We start from the raw sequence: 1113 nt of genomic DNA, 5'->3' as shown, positions 1-1113 counted from the left end.
TCTGAGGTTGAAGGGCTGAAGTTACCTCGTCGAGAGCGTGATGATCGCTTCATAGCGGTCATACCGGAAGCATGAGATACCCCGAAGGCGGCGGGCTGACCGCCGCCGCACGCGCCAGACGAGAACAGCTGCGTTTCGAAGCCGCTGACCTGTTCGCCCGAGGAGTCGCAGCACCGGAGGTGGCCCGCCGCTTCCGGGTGAGCCGGATGTCGGCCAACCGCTGGTACCGCACCTGGCAGGCCGGCGGCATCCAGGCCCTGGCCTCCAAGGGCCCCGGCGGGGAGAAATGCCGCCTGGACGAGGCCCGGCTGAAGCGGTTGAAGGCCGAGTTGGAGCGCGGCCCGGCCGCGCATGGCTACACCGAGGACCAGCGCTGGACCCTGGCCCGGGTGGCGGACCTGGTCGCTGCGCTGTTTCGCATCCGCTACACCCCTCGCGGGATTTCCTACCTGCTGCATCGCATCGGCTGGACCCCTCAGCTGCCTGTCCATCGCGCCGCCGAGCGCGACGAGGAGGTGATCGAGCAGTGGACCGTCGAGCAGTGGCCGGCGATAAAAGGGCGACGCTCGACTTGGGCGCCTGGCTGTGCTGGGAGGACGAGGCCGGGCAGAACCTGAGACCGCCCAAGGCCACTACCTGGGCGCCGCGGGGCAAGACCCCGGTGATGCACGTGACCGGCAAGGGCTATGGCCGCGTGTGCCTGGCCGGGCTGGTGTGCGCCAAGCCCGGCAGGCGCACCCGGCTGATGTATCGGACACTGATCCGGCGTGGGCGTCCCGGAGAGGTCAAGGGCTTTGATCCCCGGCGGTTCGCGGCTCTGCTGGATGCCGCGCACGCCCAGCTCGGCGGGGTGATCGTGCTGGTGTGGGACAACGACCGCCGCCACTTGTCGGCCGCGATGCGCGCGTTGATCGATGCCCGCCCATGGCTGACGGTCTTTCACCTGCCCGCTTATGCGCCGGAGCTGAACCCGGCCGAGGGCGTGTGGTCGGCGCTCAAACGCGCTCTGGCCAACCTCGCCCCTCGCGACATCGATGAACTCGCCGGAGTCATCGCCACCAAGCTCAAACGAATGCAGTACCGATCTGGCCTGTTGGACGGCTTCATTGCTCA

The 1113-nt window shown here is 68.4% G+C and carries 2 protein-coding genes; both read left to right on the top strand.

All coding sequences use genetic code 11. From position 1 onward, the window contains the following. Positions 1-71 precede the first annotated feature (71 nt). Positions 72-617, top strand: coding sequence for a winged helix-turn-helix domain-containing protein (locus tag ABZ260_RS51445; protein WP_355633350.1), 546 nt, complete (start codon positions 72-74; stop codon positions 615-617). After that, positions 527-1113 (top strand): transposase (locus tag ABZ260_RS51440; RefSeq protein ID WP_355633348.1); only part of this gene is annotated, 587 nt, incomplete at its 3' end. The genes ABZ260_RS51445 and ABZ260_RS51440, both read left to right, overlap by 91 nt.

Origin of the sequence: Streptosporangium sp. NPDC006013 (assembly GCF_040614275.1) — a bacterium.
Taxonomy (GTDB): Bacteria; Actinomycetota; Actinomycetes; order Streptosporangiales; family Streptosporangiaceae; genus Streptosporangium.
The sequence above is the reverse complement of the archived record's forward strand: the minus strand, read 5'-3'. Positions and strand labels throughout refer to the sequence as shown.

Coding starts and splice junctions, on each gene's coding strand:
- ABZ260_RS51445 (WP_355633350.1), top strand. CDS start 72: ATGAGATACCCCGAAGGCGGCGGGCTGACCGCCGCCGCACGCGCCAGA.